19 protein-coding genes are annotated in these 19,802 nt (G+C 54.2%); 10 read left to right on the top strand and 9 right to left on the bottom strand.

The features are described from left to right. Positions 1–28: 28 nt before the first annotated feature. Entirely contained in the window at positions 29–673 is a 645-nt protein-coding gene (gene eda / locus DS901_RS07805; protein ID WP_113776361.1) for a bifunctional 4-hydroxy-2-oxoglutarate aldolase/2-dehydro-3-deoxy-phosphogluconate aldolase, read from the top strand. Here eda and DS901_RS07810 read toward each other — a convergent pair whose 3' ends face one another. Both DS901_RS07810 and DS901_RS07815 read right to left on the bottom strand, forming a co-directional pair. Further along, entirely contained in the window at positions 674–943 is a 270-nt protein-coding gene (locus tag DS901_RS07810; RefSeq protein WP_113776362.1) for a hypothetical protein, read from the bottom strand. It lies immediately after the preceding gene. Continuing rightward, a complete protein-coding gene (locus DS901_RS07815; RefSeq protein ID WP_113776363.1) occupies positions 933–3,701 on the bottom strand; it encodes a glutamine-synthetase adenylyltransferase in 2,769 nt (922 codons plus the stop codon). Before DS901_RS07815 ends, DS901_RS07810 begins: the two co-directional genes overlap by 11 nt. 77 nt (positions 3,702–3,778) lie before the next feature. Here DS901_RS07815 and DS901_RS07820 point away from each other — a divergent pair, with 77 nt between their 5' ends. The 4 genes from DS901_RS07820 (at position 3,779) to DS901_RS07835 (ending at position 6,205) form a co-directional block, all read left to right on the top strand. After that, a complete protein-coding gene (locus tag DS901_RS07820; protein WP_113776364.1) occupies positions 3,779–4,249 on the top strand; it encodes a YbaK/EbsC family protein in 471 nt (156 codons plus the stop codon). A 114-nt stretch (positions 4,250–4,363) separates the two neighbouring features. Further along, positions 4,364–4,795 (top strand): DUF2852 domain-containing protein, encoded by a 432-nt coding sequence (locus DS901_RS07825; RefSeq protein ID WP_113776365.1) that lies wholly within the window; start codon positions 4,364–4,366, stop codon positions 4,793–4,795. A gap of 59 nt (positions 4,796–4,854) precedes the next feature. Further along, complete coding sequence (locus DS901_RS07830; RefSeq protein ID WP_113776366.1) at positions 4,855–5,280, top strand: RDD family protein; 426 nt, start codon at positions 4,855–4,857, stop codon at positions 5,278–5,280. A gap of 118 nt (positions 5,281–5,398) precedes the next feature. After that, complete coding sequence (locus DS901_RS07835; RefSeq protein ID WP_113776367.1) at positions 5,399–6,205, top strand: arginyltransferase; 807 nt, start codon at positions 5,399–5,401, stop codon at positions 6,203–6,205. Between the two features lie 64 nt (positions 6,206–6,269). Here DS901_RS07835 and DS901_RS07840 read toward each other — a convergent pair whose 3' ends face one another. The 3 genes from DS901_RS07840 to DS901_RS07850 form a co-directional block, all read right to left on the bottom strand. After that, complete coding sequence (locus DS901_RS07840) at positions 6,270–8,624, bottom strand: TRAP transporter large permease (protein ID WP_113776368.1); 2,355 nt, start codon at positions 8,622–8,624, stop codon at positions 6,270–6,272. 15 nt (positions 8,625–8,639) lie between these two features. Continuing rightward, complete coding sequence (locus DS901_RS07845; protein WP_113776369.1) at positions 8,640–9,587, bottom strand: TRAP transporter small permease subunit; 948 nt, start codon at positions 9,585–9,587, stop codon at positions 8,640–8,642. A 115-nt stretch (positions 9,588–9,702) separates the two neighbouring features. Next, complete coding sequence (locus DS901_RS07850; RefSeq protein WP_113776370.1) at positions 9,703–10,785, bottom strand: TRAP transporter substrate-binding protein; 1,083 nt, start codon at positions 10,783–10,785, stop codon at positions 9,703–9,705. A gap of 243 nt (positions 10,786–11,028) precedes the next feature. On the opposite strand from DS901_RS07850, the gene DS901_RS07855 reads away from it, so the two are divergent. Next, the gene (locus DS901_RS07855) at positions 11,029–12,447 is read left to right on the top strand and encodes a cache domain-containing protein (protein WP_113776371.1); all 1,419 of its coding nucleotides are present in this window, start codon (positions 11,029–11,031) and stop codon (positions 12,445–12,447) included. Further along, positions 12,444–13,079, top strand: a complete 636-nt coding sequence (locus DS901_RS07860) for a response regulator transcription factor (protein WP_113776372.1) — start codon at positions 12,444–12,446, stop codon at positions 13,077–13,079. Before DS901_RS07855 ends, DS901_RS07860 begins: the two co-directional genes overlap by 4 nt. A gap of 34 nt (positions 13,080–13,113) precedes the next feature. Here DS901_RS07860 and DS901_RS07865 read toward each other — a convergent pair whose 3' ends face one another. Further along, the gene (locus tag DS901_RS07865; RefSeq protein ID WP_113776373.1) at positions 13,114–14,217 is read right to left on the bottom strand and encodes a LysM peptidoglycan-binding domain-containing protein; all 1,104 of its coding nucleotides are present in this window, start codon (positions 14,215–14,217) and stop codon (positions 13,114–13,116) included. A gap of 224 nt (positions 14,218–14,441) precedes the next feature. Here DS901_RS07865 and yghU point away from each other — a divergent pair, with 224 nt between their 5' ends. Next, complete coding sequence (yghU, locus tag DS901_RS07870; RefSeq protein WP_113776544.1) at positions 14,442–15,311, top strand: glutathione-dependent disulfide-bond oxidoreductase; 870 nt, start codon at positions 14,442–14,444, stop codon at positions 15,309–15,311. A 14-nt stretch (positions 15,312–15,325) separates the two neighbouring features. Here yghU and DS901_RS07875 read toward each other — a convergent pair whose 3' ends face one another. Further along, the gene (locus DS901_RS07875; RefSeq protein WP_181820809.1) at positions 15,326–16,051 is read right to left on the bottom strand and encodes a GGDEF domain-containing protein; all 726 of its coding nucleotides are present in this window, start codon (positions 16,049–16,051) and stop codon (positions 15,326–15,328) included. Positions 16,052–16,402: 351 nt separating this feature from the next. Here DS901_RS07875 and DS901_RS07880 point away from each other — a divergent pair, with 351 nt between their 5' ends. Beyond that, complete coding sequence (locus tag DS901_RS07880; protein WP_113776375.1) at positions 16,403–18,154, top strand: acetolactate synthase 3 large subunit; 1,752 nt, start codon at positions 16,403–16,405, stop codon at positions 18,152–18,154. Positions 18,155–18,279: 125 nt separating this feature from the next. Further along, complete coding sequence (gene ilvN / locus DS901_RS07885) at positions 18,280–18,843, top strand: acetolactate synthase small subunit (RefSeq protein WP_113776376.1); 564 nt, start codon at positions 18,280–18,282, stop codon at positions 18,841–18,843. Between the two features lie 40 nt (positions 18,844–18,883). Here ilvN and DS901_RS07890 read toward each other — a convergent pair whose 3' ends face one another. Both DS901_RS07890 and DS901_RS07895 read right to left on the bottom strand, forming a co-directional pair. Beyond that, positions 18,884–19,126 (bottom strand): hypothetical protein, encoded by a 243-nt coding sequence (locus DS901_RS07890; RefSeq protein ID WP_113776377.1) that lies wholly within the window; start codon positions 19,124–19,126, stop codon positions 18,884–18,886. A gap of 373 nt (positions 19,127–19,499) precedes the next feature. Next, positions 19,500–19,745, bottom strand: a complete 246-nt coding sequence (locus tag DS901_RS07895; RefSeq protein WP_113776378.1) for a hypothetical protein — start codon at positions 19,743–19,745, stop codon at positions 19,500–19,502. Positions 19,746–19,802 lie beyond the last annotated feature (57 nt).

A 19,802-nucleotide genomic window follows, 5' to 3' on the forward strand; every position in this document is an offset into this window, starting at 1 on the left:
CCACAAACCAAAGATGAAAGCCTAGATCATGACCCCACAAGAAGCCTCTGCCGCCGCCACCAAAGTTTGCCAATTGGCGCCTGTGGTCCCTGTTTTGGTTGTCGATGATGCCAGCAAAGCCGCTGACCTTGCCCGCGCATTGATCGCAGGCGGGCTGCCCGCGCTTGAAGTCACCTTGCGCACCCCTGCAGCGCTTGACGTGATCCGCGAAATGGCCAGCGTCGCAGGCGGCGTTGTCGGCGCGGGCACTTTGCTAACTTCGCAAGACGTCGAAGCCGCCAAGAAAGCAGGCGCGACATTTGGCGTGGCACCCGGTGCAACGGACCGCCTGTTGGACGCTTGCGAAGCCAACGATATGCCTTTACTGCCCGGCATTGCCACTGCGTCCGAAGCCATGCGCCTACTTGAGCGCGGCTATACCGTACAAAAATTCTTTCCAGCCGAGGCCAACGGCGGCGCACCCGCGTTGAAGGCAATTGGCGCCCCGATCCCGCAGGTCAAATTCTGTCCGACAGGTGGTGTCAGCCTGAAAAATGCCAATGATTACCTAAGTCTAAGTAACACGTTATGTGTTGGCGGCTCTTGGGTTGCTCCCAAAGATTTAGTCGCTGCTGGTGATTGGGCTGGCATCGAAGCGCTTGCGCGCGAAGCGTCACAACTTCAGGTCAGTTAATTATTCAGGCACCCGCGCCCGTCTGCCGCCCCTGCGTTTGGGCGGGCGCAAATCACCCAAGGCCGACAATAACGTCACGATCATCGGATGATCAGGATGCGTCGGCTGATGGCGCCCCAGATGGATTTTCACAGCCGCTTGCGTATCCACATCCGCGCCTATGCCCATCGCCCATTCAAAAAAAATCGTCCGGCATTCGCTCGGGGTAATACCTTCGATTAAGAACGATTCCGCGATCAGCCCGGTGGGATCAATCGGATCACGCGTCACTGGGCAGCCCCAACATCCGGCAAATAATCACGTCTGCCAACGCCGATTGCGCGCGCAATTGATCTGAAAGCGCGTCTAACTCTTGGCAATCTGTTTCGCGCAAAATCAATCGCTTTGCCCCTTCACCAATTTCATCTGGGCGCAGCGGCCCTCCGGTCAACAATCGTGCAACCGCCTGCAAGCGCCACATAAGCACCGCCGCATCGCACAGCGCCTGTGCGTCAGCGGCATTCAACCAGCCATCCACGACACCCGCTCGCAATTGCCCTGATAAATCGCGCGCGGCAGCGCCCGCACGCAAACAGGCCGTCTGCGCAAATAGTTCAATATCTTGCAGACGCCCGGGGCCGATTTTGGGGTCCCATGCGCCCTGCGGCGGTTTCGTCTCTGATATGCGCCGTCGCATATCCGCAACATCAGACAGCACGGTCGCACCCTGCCCCTTTGTCGCCAAAACCTCTTGGCGAAATTCTTCGATCTGCACAGTCAACTCGCCATTACCGGCGATCGCGCGTGCGCGCGTCAAGGCCAGATGTTCCCATGTCCAGGCTTCATTTGTCTGATAGTTTTTGAACGCGTCAAAAGAAGTCGCAACAGGCCCGGCCCGGCCCGACGGACGCAAGCGCATATCGACCTCATACAGTCGCCCTTCGGACATCTGCGCCGACAACGCGGTGACAAGCGCCTGTGTCAGACGCGCAAAATAGGCGCGCGTGGCCAAAGGTCGCCGCCCGTCGGACATATCGACGCCCTGCGCATCATAAATTATGATCAGATCAAGATCGGATTCTGCATTCAAACGACCTGCGCCCAGTGAACCCATACCCAGCACAACACCGCCCCGCCCCGGCATCGGCCCGTGTTTTGTCTCGAATTCCGCAACAATTACCGGCCATAACCCGGCAACCGCGGCACCAGCCAAATCGGCATACTGATGGCCTGCGACCTCTGCGCTGATCAGCCCGCGCAGCAAATGCACACCAATCCGAAAATGCCATTCCTTTGCCCATCGACGTGCAGCAATCAACTGCGTTTCGTAATCTTCGAACGGCGCTAGGGCCTCTGTAAGGGCTGTTTCCAGTGCGGCTTGCCCCGGCCAAGGATCGAAAAACGCGCCACCGATGACCGCATCAAAGACGCCCGCATTGCGCGACAAATATTGCGCCAATGCTGGCGCAGTTGCGGCGATATCGACGATCAATTGGGTCAATTGCGGATTGGCCTCAAACAGCGAAAATAGCTGCACACCTGCGGGAAGCCCCGCAAGGAACCCATCGAATTGTAACAAGGCTTCATCTGGTTTTGAAGCTTCTTGCAATTTTGCGAGGATTTCCGGTTTCAACCGTTCAAATATCTCAACGGCGCGCGGCGACCGGAGCGCCGGATAATTGTGCCACCGCGCGACAACATCGCCCCCCCAATCGTCAACGACGACGGGGGCCGCATCAGGCGCAAAGAACCCTTCGGTCAGCGCATGTACCTCTGCGCTGCGCTGCGTGATCTCTTGCCGCAGTGTCGCAACTTCGGTGCCCATAAAGGCTGCCAGCCGTTCGAACCCGTCGGTATCGGTCGGCAAGTGATGGGTTTGCTGGTCGTTGACCATCTGCAAACGGTGCTCAACTTCTCGATGATATTTATAATGATTATAAAGCGTTACAGCGTCACTTTCAGACAACCAATTGGCGGCAGCCAAAGCATTCAACCCTTCGCGCGTACCACGCACCCGCAATGATGCATCGCGCCCACCCGCGATCAATTGTCGGGTTTGTGTAAAGAATTCGATCTCGCGGATACCGCCGCGCCCCAGCTTAATGTTGTGGCCCTCAAGCGCCAATTCCCCGTGCAGCCCCTTGTGGTCACGAATTTTGAGCCGCATATCGTGCGCATCTTGGATCGCCGCAAAGTCGAGATGCTTGCGCCACACAAACGGGTGCAACGCCTTTAAGAATCGCGCGCCCGCCCCATTGTCGCCAGCACAAGACCGCGCCTTAATGTAGGCGGCGCGCTCCCACGTGCGGCCCAGACTTTCATAGTAGCGTTCGGCAGTTTCCGCCGACAGGCACACGGGCGTCGAAGACGCATCGGGACGCAAACGCAGGTCCGTGCGAAACACATAGCCACCCTCGCGGACATCAGACAACATCGCGGCCATTTTGCGCGTGACGCGGATAAAACTTGCGCGCACCGCGTGATAATCATCGGGGTCAAACCGCGTTTCATCAAACAGGCAAATCAGGTCGATATCAGAGGAATAATTCAATTCCCCCGCACCCATTTTGCCCATCGCCAATGCAAACATTCCGCCCGCCAATGCCGGATCATCCCCGCCCGGCAGCTTGCCACGCGCGACCTCTGCCGCGACCAGTTGCACCAATGCCGCTTGAACAGATGCATCAGCAAAATCGGTTAAGACTTGCGTCACTGTTTCCAATGGCCAAACACCGCCCAAATCAGCGAGCGCTGTGATCAGCGCAATCCGGCGTTTGCATTGGCGTAAATGCACCGTCAGATCTTGCAACGTGACCAGCGAAATTTTAACCAAAATTTCGCGCATCGCCGCCTCGGGGTCGTCCAGTGCGGGCACAATCCAGTCGGCCTCTTTTTCCAACAGGCCTGCAAGATAGGGGCTACACCCCGCCGTCCCCACAATCAGTGGGGCCAGTGCGGCAGGCAAATCAGGCAAATGTGTGAGCGCATCCGCCCCCCGATCAGGATCAAAGGGGCGCGGGCAAAGGGTCAGGCGATCAATAAAGGACATAGGACACAGTTACCCTGTGCATTAATTTGGTCAATCGCTAGGTTGCACTAGAAACCCTCATTAAGGACAACATCATCATGAGCAAAAGCCTCAAACGGGTCATTCTTGCGCTTAGCGACGCAGGTATCACCGCCGCCCCACTTGAAATGCAATCTGAAACGCATACCGCACAACAGGCCGCCGATGCTGCCGGGTGTCATGTCGATCAAATCGCGAAATCTATCATCTTTGCGGGGCGCGATTCTGGTCAGGCTGTTTTGTTCATCACGGCAGGTGGCAATCAAGTTGATATCGCCAAAGCAAGCCAAGCTGCTGGCGAAGCTTTGGGTAAAGCGGATGCCGCCTTTATTCGCGCGCAAACAGGTTTCGCAATTGGCGGCGTATCACCGATTGGGCATCGGAACCCGATCCGGGCATTTATTGACCCTAGGCTAGACGCATTTGGCCAAATTTGGGCCGCTGCGGGCACCCCACGCCATATATTTCCGATTTCCCCGACAGATTTAATCGCATTATCAAACGCGCAACACTTTGAATTTACACAATAAATAAAGTAAATGTAAAAAACATTCACATCTACCCTTGAAGATCGCGGGCGTTATGCTGATATCTGTTCATGTGAAAGCCTTTCACATAACACTGAAGTCACAAAGGAGCCTACCATGAACACCGCAACACCCCAGACTTCGATGGGACACAGCAGCCCCATAGGGTTTTTCGCCCGCGCCGAGGCCTGGCTTGACGAGCGTGGCAAAGGCGCCTGGATCGCGGCCATGGTTCTGGGCTTCATCTTTGTCTGGCCAATCGGTCTCGCCCTTCTTGCCTATATGATCTGGAGCAAACGCATGTTTAACAAATTTTGCAGTCACAAATCCCACCGCACACACCGTCGCCATATGCGCCATACCAGCGGAAACACCGCCTTTGACGCCTATAAGCAGGAAACACTGCGCCGCCTTGAAGACGAGCAGGACAATTTCGAAGCTTTCTTGAAACGCCTGCGCGACTCAAAGGACAAAGCGGAATTTGACCAGTTCATGAATGAACGTGCCAACGCAGTCGAAGACGACGCCTTGCCTGAACCAAGCCACTAACGGCGATCGGGTGATCCAGATGTCTGGGTCACCCCCACCTATTTGACACGAGAAATTTCATGACAACATATTCCTATGACCCAACCGCAGCATATTCCGGTGTCGCCGTGAAACGCGGAATTGCTTGGGTTTTTGACATGATCGCCATCGGGATTATATGCACGCTGGCGCTGCCGTTTACTGCCTTTACGGGCGTTTTCTTCTTTCCTTTTTTGATGCTGGTGATCGGATTCTTTTACCGTTGGTTTACAATCGCTAACGGGTCGGCCACCTGGGGCATGCGCATGATGGGGATTACACTGCGCGACGTTTACGACCGCCCACTCTCCTCGCAAACTGCCTTCTTTCATACGCTCGGCTATTCAGTCAGCGTCTGCGTTGCGCCATTGCAATTGGTGTCCGCGATCTTAATGCTTGTCAGCCCACAAGCCAAAGGCCTCACGGATTACCTGCTTGGGACATATGCGGTGAACCATTTTACATAAGCGCATTAACCGCAGATTTGCCACATGTCCAAACGCGGTGATCCCCTATTCCAATCTGGGGCTTGGCCTATCGAAAACGGGTTGCTAAGCTTTTGGGTGCAACAATCTGGATACCTTCATGCGCCACACGCTCCCTATTGCACCGCAGTTCTATGTCACTGCACCGCAACCCTGCCCCTACCTGGAAGGCAGGATGGAGCGAAAACTATTCACCGCTTTGCAAGGCGATAGCGCGACAAAGCTGAACGATTCCCTTTCAAAGCAAGGATTTCGTAGGTCGCAGAACGTGCTTTACCGCCCATCCTGCGCCGAATGCTCGGCTTGCATGTCGGCGCGGATTGATATTTCCAAATTCAGCCCCTCGCGCAGCCAGCGCCGCGTTGCAAAACGCGCATCTTATCTTGCGCGCCGCGCGACATCGCCGTGGGCGACAGAAGAGCAATACGATTTGTTTCGCGACTATCTTGATGGCCGCCATGCCACTGGCGGTATGGCTGATATGGATATGTTCGAATTCGCGGCTATGGTCGAAGAAACGCCGATCCGGTCACGGCTGATCGAATATACCGACGCGCGCACGCTTCAAGCTGTGTGTCTGACCGATATTCTCGATGATGGGCTATCGATGGTCTATTCGTTTTTTGACCCTGCGCTCGAAAAGCTGTCGCTTGGGACCTATATTATTCTGGATCACATCGCGATCGCGCACGAACTTGGCCTTCCCTATATCTATCTTGGGTATTGGGTCCCTGGCAGCCGCAAGATGGATTATAAAGCCAAATTCGCGGGGCTTGAGATTTACAAAGGCGGTCAGTGGACACCTTTGGGCGATCCTGCTGACCACACTTCTGACGTACACCCGCTGTCCAACGATCCGATTGCCGAACAGGTCGCGCAAATCCAGCTGCCTGACGGCCGCATTTAGCCCCATCCAAACGAAAAAGGCGCCCGCAGTTTTCTGCGTGCGCCTTTTTTGATGTCCGCGTCCCCTATTTCAGCAGGTTCGGAATGATTGTCACGACGCTTGGCACCAACGCCAGTAGCAACAATGCACCAACTTGAATGGCGATGAACGGCATCACCCCGCGATAGATTTGCCCTGTTGTAATCGACTTGGGCGCAACGCCCCGAAGATAGAACAGTGCAAAGCCAAAGGGCGGAGTCAGGAACGATGTTTGCAAGTTCACAGCGATCATGATGGTCACCCATTTGGGATCAAACGTGCCGCCATAGATGACGGGCCCCACGATGGGGATCACGATGTAGATGATTTCCAAGAAATCCAACACAAAGCCCAAGATGAACAGCACGAACATCACCAGAAGGAACACCGTCCATTCATTATCGAACGACCGTAGGAACTGCTGGATATAGTGTTCGCCGCCAAATGAGATCAGCACGAGGTTCAACAATTGCGACCCGATCAGGATGGTGAATACCATCGATGTGACCTTGGCGGTTTCGCGCACAACAGGTGACAAAACCCCACCCGACAGAAGCACCCAGCATGACCAGCCCAAACCAAACATAGCATATAGGAAGCTGACGAAAGCCACGAGGTAAGCAATTTTGTTTTCCAACAAGACAACCTCTTGGCCGATGCGCATATCAAAGTTCACGCCGACCAGCAGCATCAACCCGATGGCGCCAGTGGTGTAGAGCACGATGTTGCCTGACAGCCCTTGATCCTGACGTTTGCGGTAGGCCGCCAGCAATAGCGCGCCGCCTGCCCCCAACGCCGCAGCCGGGGTTGGGTTCGTGATCCCGCCAAGGATCGAACCAAGCACCGCAATGATCAAGACAAGCGGCGGGAAAACCACGCGCAGAATCTCATTGCCCGCCAAATAGCCAAACGCAGGACGAAGCCCCAGATAGGTCACGTAAAGCGGGATCGCGATATAGAGCGTGGTCCAACCCGGTGATGTCAACGGCGTGATCATCACAAGGTCAACCAGCAGCAACAGCGCGATACCTGCAACACCGATCAGCAGCGGACGCGGGTCCTTGCTTGGGGCGACACCGCGTGCCACGGCAAAGATCAGCGCAAGGAACATGGCAGTGATGCCAATCCCTTTGCCAATGGGTGCAGCTGCTTCGACTTTTGCGGCCATGATTGTCGCGCGTTCTTCATCAGACAGTGCACGCGCTTCAACGACGCCGCCTGCTGCTTCGATCGCGGCCTGCTCAGACAAGGCCGTTTCCCAAGCTTCGGTACCATGCAAGTCTTGCATCGCAACGGCACAGTCGTCGCCGACATTGGTACGCAGTGACGCCGTTTGCCCAGCATCGGTAAAGCTATCCACGATGATCGTCTGTGATCCAAGCAGACCTGTTTGCCCAAGCCCAATGGTCAACCCGATAATCGCAACAGGTGCCGCAAGGAACCAAGTGAATGCCTCGTTACGGGTGACGTGTTCGCCTGACCCTGTGCTTTCAAACTGCACAGGTGGGGCTTTGGATGGGTTGATCAGCGCAAAGACAAAGGCGTAGCCAGCATAAAGTACGGCCAGCATAATTCCCGGCAACATCGCCGCTTGGAACAATGTTCCCACCGATACAACAGCCGGTTCACCCAGATATGTCAGCGCGTCAGAACAGCCAACAAGCTGCGCACGTTCTTCTTGCGCTGCGGAGTAAAGATCACCTGCCAGCGTGCCCAAAAGCACGATCACGATGGACGGAGGAATGATCTGGCCCAATGTGCCAGAGGCCGCAATCACACCTGTCGAGAGTTCAGGTGAATAGCCGTTCTTCAACATTGTCGGCAGCGCCAAAAGCCCCATTGTCACAACCGTCGCACCAACGATCCCGGTAGAGGCCGCCAAGAACGCACCTACGATTACGATAGAAACGGCCAAACCGCCGGGCAACGGGCCAAAGACTTTGGCCATGGTTGTCAGCAATTCATCGGCAATGCGCGAACGCTCCAACACGATACCCATCATGACGAACATCACAACGGCAAGCAGTGTTTCGATAGACTGCCCCGCCAGAACCCGTTCGTTCATCCGGTTCACAAGAAAGCCGATATTCCGATCAAGCGCTTGTTCCCAGCCATTGGGGAACAACACATGTTCATAACGTGGCAAATCAGGGTATCGGAACACCGAAATCGCATCGGTGCGCACACCTTCGGCAATCAGCCCTGCATATTCAGCGGAATTTGTATCAATCGCCGCGTGGATCAATAGACCCGAACTATCGAGTGCCGCGATCACACCAAACGAAATGACGGCAGAACCTGAAATCGCAAAAGCGACAGGGAAGCCCGACAAAATACCAGCAAACAACGTCAAAAAGACGATCATAATGCCGATTTCAACGCCATCTAAACCTAAAAGCATATCTTCGGTCCTACCCTAGTGAATTTCTGCGACAAGTTCGGCGGTTTCATCGCCAATGACATCGCGGTCAAGATATTTACCTTCGCTTTGCGGGCCTTCCTTCAGCTCTAGGTAAGAGCGATAGAAGAACGCAACAGCCTGCAACATCACCATGAATGTGAAGGTGACCAGCAGGATTTTGAACAGAAAGTAGGCGTTAAACCCGTTTGGCGAAAAGCCAATTGTTTCGACGTTCCAACGCAATGCACGGGCCTTATTCACCAAACGATCAAGGCTGTCTGATGCCGAGGGGTTTGGCACCACAAGGTTGCGCCACAAGAAGAACCAGCCGTAAAGCCATGTCAGGATGGCCGCTGGGATCATGAATAGCAGCGAACCAACCATGTCGATGATCCGCTTGGTGCGAAAACTGACGGCGGAATAGACCAGATCAACGCGGACATGGCCGCCTTGGACGAATGTGTAGCTCGCGCACATGCAAACGATCATTGCGTTAAACAGCTTGAGCTCTTCTGACCACCAACTGACGTCTTTGGCAAAGTTCACGCCAAACCCAACGCCGATTTCAGAAACCGCAAAGACCCGTTGCATAAAGATAATGACGATCTGTTGCAGCACCATCAAAAGCCCGGCCCATGCGAAAAAGCGACCTACCTTGTTGGCGAACCCTTCAAGGACCTGCACACAGCCCCACATAAAGCGGTTGTTTACAAATCCAACGATGCTGACGATCAGGAAGATCACGAAGACGACAAAGAACAATTCGACCGAGGCGCCGTAGTAAATAAAGCGCATCAGCGCTTCTTTGACCTCTAGGTCGGCCATTGCCGCATTTGTAAAGGGGACCCATGACAACCATTGGCCCGGATGCGTGACCGCATAACCAAAGTTATAAAATGCTTCGATGAGGTTCGCAAAGAACCACCCAACGGGGTTCCCCCCCCAAGCTTCGACCAGGCCCATGTCCTACCCCTTTTAGAAATTTATTTCGGCACTTATGCGGGTGCCTGACGCATGAGGGCCCCTATGCGTTTGCATTGGGCCCTCATGTCTATTCACTCACTTCACGTGATTGGGCTTAGCCCATTACGCGGTCACGCTGTGTGCGGTAAGCACCTTCGGATTTTTGGATCCAAGAAGAAGACGCAGCCATTGATTCATTGTAGCTTGCACGCAGACGATCATAGATGTCATCGCCAGCATATTGATCAAGCGTTTCTTTCGCAGCAACACCCATCGCATCCCAAACTGTGTCAGGGAATTCCAGAACCTTAACACCACCGGCTTGCAAACGCTGAAGCGCTGCACCGTTGTTGTTCATGAACTGTGCAAGGTTCCACTGGTGGGCTTCGCCAGATGCGATTTCGATGATTTTCTGGTGCTCTGGGCTCAGGCTTTCGAACACGTCAAGGTTTGTTGCCAAAGACAGGGCTGCGCCCGGCTCGTGCATACCCGCGGTATAGTAGAACTTCGTGATTTCTTGGAAGCCCGCTTTTTCATCAGCCCATGGGCCGATCCACTCTGTACCGTCGATCGCGCCAGATGCCAGCGCTTGGTACACTTCAGCACCTGGAAGGTTCTGAATAGATGCGCCCATTTTACCAAGTGCTTGACCACCAAGGCCAGGCATACGGAATTTCAGGCCTTGGAAATCTTCTGGGCCAGTGATCTCTTTTGAGAACCAACCGCCAGCCTGTGGGCCAGTGTTACCTGCGAGGAACGATTTCAGACCAAAGATTTGGCCCAGCTCGTCGTGGAAACCCTGTCCTTCGCCTTGGTAGTACCAGTTGCAAATTTCTTGCGCGGTCATACCGAATGGCACAGCTGTGAAATACGCGTAGCCAGGGTGCTGGTTTACAAAATAGTAATCAGCACCGTGGTACATGTCAGCCTGACCAGACGTTACAGCGTCAAACACTTCGAACGCCCCAACCAATTCGCCAGCCGCTTTCAGGTCGACAGTCAAAGACCCACCTGACATGGCTGTGATTGTGTCAGCTGCGCGCTGTGCAGCGTCATGTACACCGGCAAGGCCACGGCCCCATGTGGTGACAAGCGTCAGCGTGCGGTTACCTTGTGCATACGCAGGTGCAGCAAGCGCTGTTGCGGCTGCGGCGGTCCCGCCAAGTGCAGAATTCTTTAGAAATGAACGGCGATCCATGAAATTTCCTCCCAGATATTATTTCTTTGGCCATAACACGGCCAAGACGCGATCGATTTTCGTCCGGCGACACTAACGATAGTTTCCTAAACGTAAAATACGTAGTTCTACGTAGATTGGATATTTTTGGTACGTTTTTTGCACCATTTTGCATTATTATTAGGCGATCACGGAAGATCGAGCACACCGAAGGCGGCAGTCAAGGGTTTGATTCGCGGCTGATTCCCCGCTAACGGTCAGCCTATGACACAACTGTATACGCGCCTGCGCGACATGTTTTCGATTGGTTACGGGCAAAAGATCTTTCTTTTGGCCACTGTCCCGCTTGTCATCGCGGTTTTTCTGATCTCGATTGTGGTTGCCACCCAATCGACGCAATTGGCCGAGCGCGAAATTCAGGCGCTTGAAACGCAGCTGATCGCGACGAAACGTGCAGAGCTTAAAAACTATCTGTCAATTGCGCGCACGGCCGTTGTGAATACCTATGGCCGCGCTGCGCCTGACGATGAAGTCGCCAAATTGGCGGTCACCCAACAACTCTCGTCAATGCTTTACGGCCAGGACGGGTATTTCTTTGTGTTTGATTACGACGGCAACAATCTTGTCGCACCGCGCCAAACCGATTTGATTGGGCGCAACTGGCTGGGGCTGGCGGACGCGAATGGCACGGCAATCACCGATGATCTGATCCGAATCGCGCGCACGGGCGGCGGCTATCACAGCTTTGTCTGGACCAAACCATCAACGGGTGAACAGGCCAGCATGATCGCCTATGTCAATGGGTTTCAGGATTGGCGTTGGGTCATCGGGACCGGAATTTTTATTGACGATGTACTTGAAAATGTTGCCGTTTCTCGCGCCGAAGTACGGGCCCGGATCACCCGAACATCCTACTATATCGTCGCGATCGCGATCGTAGCGCTTATGGGGGTGTTTCTGACCGGGATGGTCCTGAACATCCGCGAGCGGCGGCTGGCGGACGTCAAGCTTAAGGAGCTGACACAGCGTATTATTGATACCCAAGAAGAAGAACGCGGCCGTGTGGCGCGCGAACTCCATGACGGCATTAGCCAAATGCTTGTTGGGGTGCGTTATGCACTGGAGTTGACCCGCCGAAAATCAGTGGCAGATGATCATACCAGCCTTGACCGGGGGATCGATGGGCTCAGCCAAACGATCCAAGAAGTGCGTCGCATCAGCCGCGACCTGCGACCGGGCGTCTTGGATGATCTTGGGCTTGGCCCTGCCCTGCAGGCCCTGACGGATGACTTTCGTAGCCGCACAGGCATTGCAACCGCATTTGAAACCGTAGTTTTTCGCAATCGACTTGATCAAGATGCCCGGATCGCGCTGTACCGCATCGCGCAAGAAGCCCTGACGAATATTGAACGCCATGCGCAAGCGACCGAAGTCCATATGTCCCTCAAGGGGCATCGCAGCGGCGCAATGCTTCGGATCGCGGACAATGGGGTTGGCATGACCTGGCCACCATCGAACCGTGGACCGACGCATGGTCTTGGGTTGCGAAACATGCAAGAACGCATTGAACAGCTCGGGGGTAACTTACGTGTCACAACATCACGCAGCGCCCCAACAGGCACCACCATCGAAGCACATGTTCCGCTAACCCACCTGCTGAACCCGCAAAAGGACACGGCATGACGATCCGCATTTTGATTGTTGACGACCACCCAATGGTCACCGAAGGCATTCAGGCAATCCTTGAAAGCTATGATGATATTGATGTGGTTGGCGCGCTCAACAACGGCCAAGATGCGGTGGATCAGGTCGAGACACTGGCGCCTGATGTAATCTTGCTTGATTTGAACATGCCAGGTCTCTCAGGGTTGGCGGCGACTGAAATGATCCTTGAAAAGCGCCCCGAGACGTTGATCGTGATCCTATCGATGCATGACAGCCCGGAATACATTTCGACCGCGTTAAGTCACGGTGCGAGCGGATATATTCTTAAGGATGTGCCAACAGATTCAATCCGCCAAGCGATTGATGCGGTACTTGCGGGCGAGCAATATCTTTGCACCGGCGCCAAAGGGTCGCTGCGCCCAAAAATTAGCGGTGGGCGCGAGGCGCTCACCAGCCGGGAACAAACGATCCTGCTCGAATTGGCCCAAGGCAAATCCAACAAGGAAGTCGCGCGGATTTTGAATATATCCGTGCGCACCGTGGAAACCCACCGCAATAATATCAAAAGCAAACTTGGGATCAGTTCGACCGCAGGGTTAACACGCTACGCGATGGAACATGGGGTGCTGCAAGGCACTGGAATCCAATAGGTCTTGCGCCCGCCCAAGACGGGCGCAACAGTGTTTAGTTTTCAACCGTGGTTTTGATGCCTTCGCGCACAATTTCAAACCACTCGCCGGACAGGCGCAGGTCTTCGAGCCCCGCATTGATGATATCCATATAGGCATCACCATTGGGGTTGGTCTTGGACACGAACACGTGCAGGGTCTGCTGCGATGTCAGCTCAGGCAAATCAACGACAACATCCGTCATGCCTGCGTTATCCGCGTCTTCCTCTGCGGGCAGCGCGTCATATGTCACAACATCAACCGCGCCATCGCGCAAAAGATCCCAGCAGGCTGCCTGTGTCTCGGCTTGGATCAGCTCAATATTTGGCGCGACCAATGCTTCGGCCTCAAGGTCAAACGTAAACCAGACCTCCGGGCGACAAAGCCGCGCGCCATATAGGTCCTCATAGGTGTCCGCGTTCTCATAGGCGCTGCCAGTCAACGTGTAATACCCAACAAGCGCGTCGTAAAACGGTTCGGAATGGTTGAAATCCGTACAACGCACCGCGTTCGGCGCAGAAAGGTTTTCAAGCTTGCTGCAATCGGGCCTGTACCACGGGAATGCCATATCGATCGCTCCTGACGGCAAAAGCACCTCAAGGTGCGAGCCCCAGTCATTCACGAACATGATGTCGAATTCCTGCTCTTCGTTACCCAATTCGAGCGAACGGCGCACCATTTGGGTAAACAGGCCGCCGCCGGGCAGGCTTTCGTCTGTGAAAGGCGCATAGCCACTTGAGGTCACAAGCCGCAGTGGGCGATCAAGGCTATCAGGCTGCAAGGTCGGCGCGGCGGGTGCAGCAACACTGAGGGTCAGTGGCAAGGATCCGTCCGCGCATGGGATTTTAAGCACCTGCCCAACCTCTAGCAAATTCGGGCTTGGCAAAACATCCGTGTTCGCGTTGTACAGCGCTTGGTAGCCGCCCGGCACATCGGCGCGACGCGCGATGCTGCTCAGGACGTCGCCGCGTACGATCGTATAGGTCGTACATTGTTCTTGCGCGTGCACTTGGGTGGTGGAAGCGGCAACAAGGCCAAGACTTGTGGCGCACCCTGTTGATGATAAAAATGCTACTCGTTTGAAGGTTGACCAGATAGTTTGGGGTTGGTTTTTCGACATTCGCCGTCCCTTTCTTGAATCATTTCTTCGTGATCGCACTATTCCACAGAAAATTCAGATGTCTTGCGAAAGTTGATCGAAAGCCACAAACCGTTGCTTTCACGTCGACATTTCGACGCAACCGCGCCAATGCCGAGGTTCAAATTTATAAAAATGCCTTGCACTTAGGCGGTTTGCTGGCTCAATTTGCACATGAACAATCAATGACCATATCGGAGCAAAAAATGACTGGCAGCAATACATATGTCCCGCCAAAGGTTTGGAAATGGGATGCAAAAAATGGCGGTGAGTTTGCCAGCATTAACCGTCCCATCGCGGGGCCCACCCATGATAAGGCCCTGCCCGTCGGCAAACATCCCTTGCAGCTGTACTCGCTCGCGACACCCAATGGCGTGAAAGTCACGGTGATGCTCGAAGAATTGCTCGCAGCCGGGCATGACGCAGAATATGACGCGTGGCTGATCCGTATCGGGGATGGCGATCAATTTGGCAGCGGGTTTGTCGATGTGAATCCAAATTCAAAGATCCCCGCGCTCATGGATCATGGGACTGGTAGCCGGGTTTTTGAAAGTGGCGCCATCCTTTTGTATTTGGCGGAAAAATTTGGGGCCTTTTTGCCCAAAGATCCCGCAGCACGTGTCGAAGCGATGAACTGGCTGTTTTGGCTGCAAGGATCTGCGCCTTATATGGGGGGTGGCTTTGGCCATTTTTACGCCTATGCCCCTGAAAAATTCGAATACCCGATTAATCGTTTTGCAATGGAGGCCAAACGCCAGCTTGATGTGCTCGACCGCCGCTTAGGCGAGGCGCAGTTCCTATCGGGCGTTGACTATACAATCGCCGATATTGCCACCGCACCATGGTATGGGCGCATGGTACAAGGTGGGGCCTATGATGCGGGTGAATTCCTTGACGTTGGGATTTACAAAAATGTGATCCGCTGGGCGGATGAGGTCATGTCGCGCCCTGCATATCAACGCGGCGCGATGGTCAACCGCACATTTGGCCCACCCGAGGGTCAGCTGCACGAACGCCACGACGCGGCTGACTTTGACACTCAAACACAAGATAAAATAGGCACGGACGCTTCATAGACCCTGGTGCACACTTACGCTGATACTTGCGGCGGCAACCACAGTTCTACTGAGGAATCGTCGCCGCCCCAAACCGCGCGTGCCCGACCGCTTGCTTTGGCGACGTAAAGCGCCTTGTCAGCTTCACTCAACATGCGTTTGGTATCCAACCCGCCGTTGGCCTGTAGCAACCCGACCGACGATGTGACATTGATAGCAGTGCCTGAATACGCCTCTTCGTGGCGTACCCCTTCACTTAGTCGCGCGCCAAGTTGTTCGGCACTGTCAGTGTCAATGTCTGCCACAAATATTGCGAATTCTTCCCCCCCTAAACGTCCAACAATGTCAGTTGCGCGCACCAGGTGACGCATCCTGTCAGCCATTCCACGCAAGACTTCGTCGCCTACAGGATGGCCAAAGCCGTCATTCACGTCCTTAAAGTGATCAAGGTCGAGCATAAACAGAACGCCGTTCGTCTGTTTTTCGAGGCGTGCCATAAACGCCCCGCGATTTAGCAGACCTGTTAAAGAATCTGTCCGTGCCAAACGCATCGCGTCACGACGCAATCTTTCGCCACGCGCAATCAAAACAAGAGCAATCGTAACCAGCGGTGTAGAGGTTGTCATAGAAATCCAAAAATGCTCTGTGAATTTATTCGATCCGCCCCCCAAAATTAGAAATTCTATTGCGATGACGACAAGGGAATCGATCACGCTCCATAAGATCACCGAAATAGGCCAATGCCACCAGGCGCGTGGCATAAGTTTTGTGAGTATTTGGTCCATACTTTTTCCAGTTTCCATGGGCACAACGAACTTCTACCTTCATTTCCCTAAGACCTACTTAAGTCGGGCTGCTGCACGTTCCAGAAATAAAGTTCCAAAATCACCCCCTAAAACGACATTTTCTCCATTGAGCTATTGACCCCCTGTTTTGCGACCCTTATTGTCTGATAACACGCAAAGGAAACCTAATGACCAAGGTCGTACTCATTCTAAGATACATGCGCATGGGCCGGTAACGGTAAGACCATAACGATCCCATGCGCCTCCGACACTCTCGGGGGTTTTTTTGTGACTAATGATAACATCAGCGGATAGGACGCGAGAACAATGACAAAAGCCATGACGGGCGCAAAAATGGTAGTACAGGCCTTGATCGATCAGGGTGTGGAAGTCGTCTTTGGATACCCTGGCGGTGCCGTCCTACCAATCTATGACGAGATTTTTCAGCAAAACAGCATCACCCATGTTTTGGTGCGCCACGAACAAGGGGCCGTTCATGCCGCCGAAGGGTATGCGCGTTCAACCGGCAAACCCGGCGTCGCATTGGTGACATCTGGCCCCGGCGCGACAAACGCTGTGACCGGTCTGACAGATGCGTTGCTGGACAGCATTCCCCTGATCGTTTTGACCGGCCAAGTGCCAACATTCATGATTGGGTCAGATGCGTTCCAAGAGGCCGACACCGTCGGCATTACCCGCCCCTGCACCAAGCATAACTGGCTGATCAAAGAGACAGACAAGCTGGCCGCGACCCTGCACGAGGCATTCCATGTCGCAACATCAGGCCGCCCCGGCCCCGTGCTGATCGACATCCCCAAGGATGTTCAATTTGCGACCGGCACCTATACCGAGGCCAAACAGGTCGAAACCCACTACAACCCGCAGGTCAAAGGCGACATCGACGCAATCACCGAATTGGTGAAAGCAATGGAAACTGCCAAGCGCCCCGTGTTCTATACAGGCGGCGGCGTGATCAATTCCGGCCCGCAAGCCTCGCAATTACTGCGCGAATTGGTTGCAGCAACCAACTTCCCGATCACCTCAACCTTAATGGGTTTGGGCTGCTACCCGGCGTCCGGTGATAATTGGTTGGGCATGCTGGGTATGCACGGGCTGTACGAAGCCAATATGGCGATGCATGATTGCGACCTGATGATCAACATCGGCGCGCGATTTGACGATCGGATCACAGGCCGTCTGGATGCGTTCAGCCCCGGATCTAAAAAGGCGCATATTGATATTGATGCGTCATCAATCAACAAGGTGATCCATGTCGATATTCCGATCTTAGGCGATGTTGCGCATGTGCTTGAGGATTTGCTGAACGTGTGGAAATCCCGCGGGCGCAAAACCAACCAAGAAGGCCTGTCGAACTGGTGGGACCAGATCAACGATTGGCGCGCCGTGAAATGCCTTGATTTCACTCAAGAAGGCAAGATCATCAAGCCGCAGTACGCGCTGCAACGCCTTGAAGAACTGACGAAAAAGCACGACCGTTACATCACAACCGAGGTCGGCCAGCACCAAATGTGGGCCGCGCAATACCTTGGGTTCGAGGATCCGAACCGTTGGATGACGTCAGGTGGTTTGGGCACAATGGGTTACGGGTTCCCCGCCTCTATCGGGGTACAAATGGCACATCCTGACGCGTTAGTTATAAACGTGGCAGGCGAGGCATCTTGGTTGATGAACATGCAAGAATTGGGCACCGCCATGCAGTTCAATCTGCCCGTCAAACAGTTCATCTTGAACAATGAACGGCTAGGCATGGTGCGCCAGTGGCAACAATTGCTGCATGGCGAACGCTATTCATCAAGCTGGTCTGAATCGCTGCCCGATTTTGTCAAACTGGCCGAAGCCTTTGGCGCGAAGGGCATCCAATGCCACGACCCCGATACGCTGGACGATGCAATCATGGAAATGATCACACATGATGGGCCTGTGCTGTTTGATTGCTTGGTTGAAAAGCACGAAAACTGCTTCCCGATGATTCCATCAGGTAAGGCGCATAACGAAATGCTGATGGGCGACGCATCAACTGACGGCGCGATTTCAGGCGCTGGCGAGGCGTTGGTTTAATCCTATCGCCCGGCCGATAGGCCGGGCAGCCCCCGACCCTCCCCACGGGAGGGGGCTTCACCCCCACCCAGGGTCAGGGGCCGCCCTTTGCGCCTGATCTCGATGAATAAAACAAGGCACATCACATGTCCGCACTAAAAATCAAAAAAGGCGCAACGAGCCACTCTGCCTATAACCTACGGCCCAACTATTCCGACACTGTTGAGCGGCACACGCTGGCGGTTTTGGTTGAAAACGAACCGGGCGTTTTGGCCCGCGTGATCGGGCTGTTTTCCGGGCGCGGCTATAACATCGACAGCCTGACCGTGGCCGAGGTCGATCACCTTGGGCATCGCTCGCGCATCACAATTGTGACCAACGGTACGCCGCAGATCATCGAACAGATCAAAGCACAATTGGGCCGCATCGTGGATGTGCATAAGGTCAATGACCTGACCGTTGAAGGGTCATCAGTGGAACGCGAACTCGCGCTGTTCAAAGTGTCCGGCAAGGGTGAAAACCGCATTGAAGCGGTCCGTTTGGCAGATATTTTTCGGGCCAATGTTGTCGATAGCACATTGGAATCATTTGTGTTTGAAATCACCGGCACGCCCGAAAAAATCGATGCTTTTGCGGAACTGATGCGCCCACTTGGCTTGCAAGAAATTGCGCGCACGGGTGTCGCGGCGCTATCGCGCGGGGCTGTCTGAAAAAACGCGCCGGGTCAGCCCCCTGACCCGGCGCAATTGCTTAGCTAGGCAGAAGACCTGCTTCTTGGCCCGCTGCGATTTCTGCGGCGTCAAGGAGCCCATCACCAGACGCATCCAATGCAATGAATTCGTCATCCGTGATATCCGGAAGCACGGCCGCTAATTCAGCATAGCTATACATGCCGTCACCGTTGACATCGATCGCGGCATCCTGTGCGAACGCGGGAACGGCAAGCGCAATTGCAAACGCAGTTTGTGCCACCAGTGTTTTCTTGATCGTCATTTTAGTTCTCCTTCATGGATATTTAGAAGGCGATGTTGCCTTCACCAGAAGGCATGAACCCCACGATTGCGCGGGACCAGATCAAACAGATTAGCTGCGAAAACCAGCATATAAATGCCATTTTTAGAAACAATGGATGCAAAAATACGCCCAAAAATACCAAATGGAAACAGTAAGCCAAACACCACCACCCTCACCTAGCAAATCTGGCGAGGTAACGCCGTCACGCGCAAATCCCGAAATTGTGAATGCCGTATCTGTTGAAAACCGAACAAATAAATCCGCGGCCTGCCTAAACTATGCCGCGGCTACTTCTCAAGATTCATATTGTCGGTGACCGGGCCGCGTTCGCGCAGCCCAAGCCGATTGCGGACTAGCCCGGCAAAAGCCCTGCTGATTGCCCATTGGCGATCTCAGATGCGTTCAGCAGGCCGTCGCCGGACGTATCAAGCACCTCGAAGGTGGCGTCGGTCAAATTAGGAAGCACCGCTGTCAGCTCGGGATAGCTATACATCCCGTCGCCATTGATATCGATATTTGGGTCTTGGGCGAGTGCCGGTGATGCAAAAAGGGCCAATAAAACGGTGGCTGGTTTGAGAGGTGATGTCGCGCGCTTCATCTTCAATCTCCGTTACGAATAAATGCTAATTTTCTTTTCTTGGCTACCATATGGGAA

Origin of the sequence: Loktanella sp. D2R18 (genome assembly GCF_003318235.1) — a bacterium.
Taxonomy (GTDB): Bacteria; Pseudomonadota; Alphaproteobacteria; order Rhodobacterales; family Rhodobacteraceae; genus Yoonia.

Coding starts and splice junctions, on each gene's coding strand:
- DS901_RS07815 (WP_113776363.1), bottom strand. CDS start 3,701: ATGTCCTTTATTGATCGCCTGACCCTTTGCCCGCGCCCCTTTGATCCT.
- DS901_RS07875 (WP_181820809.1), bottom strand. CDS start 16,051: ATGCCACGCGCCTGGTGGCATTGGCCTATTTCGGTGATCTTATGGAGC.
- eda (WP_113776361.1), top strand. CDS start 29: ATGACCCCACAAGAAGCCTCTGCCGCCGCCACCAAAGTTTGCCAATTG.
- DS901_RS07880 (WP_113776375.1), top strand. CDS start 16,403: ATGACAAAAGCCATGACGGGCGCAAAAATGGTAGTACAGGCCTTGATC.
- DS901_RS07830 (WP_113776366.1), top strand. CDS start 4,855: ATGACAACATATTCCTATGACCCAACCGCAGCATATTCCGGTGTCGCC.
- DS901_RS07855 (WP_113776371.1), top strand. CDS start 11,029: ATGACACAACTGTATACGCGCCTGCGCGACATGTTTTCGATTGGTTAC.
- DS901_RS07850 (WP_113776370.1), bottom strand. CDS start 10,785: ATGGATCGCCGTTCATTTCTAAAGAATTCTGCACTTGGCGGGACCGCC.
- DS901_RS07835 (WP_113776367.1), top strand. CDS start 5,399: ATGCGCCACACGCTCCCTATTGCACCGCAGTTCTATGTCACTGCACCG.
- DS901_RS07840 (WP_113776368.1), bottom strand. CDS start 8,624: ATGCTTTTAGGTTTAGATGGCGTTGAAATCGGCATTATGATCGTCTTT.
- DS901_RS07895 (WP_113776378.1), bottom strand. CDS start 19,745: ATGAAGCGCGCGACATCACCTCTCAAACCAGCCACCGTTTTATTGGCC.
- DS901_RS07820 (WP_113776364.1), top strand. CDS start 3,779: ATGAGCAAAAGCCTCAAACGGGTCATTCTTGCGCTTAGCGACGCAGGT.
- DS901_RS07825 (WP_113776365.1), top strand. CDS start 4,364: ATGAACACCGCAACACCCCAGACTTCGATGGGACACAGCAGCCCCATA.
- ilvN (WP_113776376.1), top strand. CDS start 18,280: ATGTCCGCACTAAAAATCAAAAAAGGCGCAACGAGCCACTCTGCCTAT.
- DS901_RS07845 (WP_113776369.1), bottom strand. CDS start 9,587: ATGGGCCTGGTCGAAGCTTGGGGGGGGAACCCCGTTGGGTGGTTCTTT.
- DS901_RS07890 (WP_113776377.1), bottom strand. CDS start 19,126: ATGACGATCAAGAAAACACTGGTGGCACAAACTGCGTTTGCAATTGCG.
- DS901_RS07865 (WP_113776373.1), bottom strand. CDS start 14,217: ATGTCGAAAAACCAACCCCAAACTATCTGGTCAACCTTCAAACGAGTA.
- DS901_RS07860 (WP_113776372.1), top strand. CDS start 12,444: ATGACGATCCGCATTTTGATTGTTGACGACCACCCAATGGTCACCGAA.
- yghU (WP_113776544.1), top strand. CDS start 14,442: ATGACTGGCAGCAATACATATGTCCCGCCAAAGGTTTGGAAATGGGAT.